The organism is Neisseria sp. P0021.S007, from assembly GCF_051956855.1.
On sequence record NZ_JBQCXA010001302.1, the window covers coordinates 1 to 502 of the forward strand.

Annotated in this window: 1 protein-coding gene; it reads right to left on the reverse strand. The window is 52.6% G+C overall.

Annotated elements, in window-relative coordinates:
- The coding region (locus ACTHUR_RS18855; RefSeq protein ID WP_440400302.1) for a TolC family protein at positions 1–502 on the reverse strand (502 nt) is incomplete at both ends.

Sequence of the window (502 nt, forward strand, 5' to 3'; positions counted from 1 at the left end):
GCTCTACATTGTGGCGTGCAGCAATATCCAACACATTCCATGCAACGTTTAAATAAAGCTGTCTGGTGTTGCGCGTTGCACTGCCTTCCAAATCGAGGGCAGGCAGGCGTTCGGCTTTGGAAGCGTCCAAATCGGCACGGACGCTGTCGCGTTCGGCTAATTGTGCCTGATAGGACGGATTGTTGTTACGGTTGGGGTTGTTAAAGCGTTCGCTGATGGATTTTGCTGTGTCGTTTTTAAACGGATCTTCCAAATCGTTGGCGGTCAGTTGGCGCGAGGTATAGCGGGACAGACGGCTCAGAGCCAAATCCATGGTGCGGCGTTGTTGGGCGATAATGTTGGCTACTTGCAGCTGGCGTGCGCGCGCTTCAATCAGTTCAAAGTGGCGGCCGGCATCCTGTTTGACGATTGTGGTCAAGGTTTTTATGAGGGCGTTATGGCGCGCCAAAGTCTGTTCGTTGAGGATCAGGGTTTCTTTTGCACGTAATGCGCTCAGGTAGAG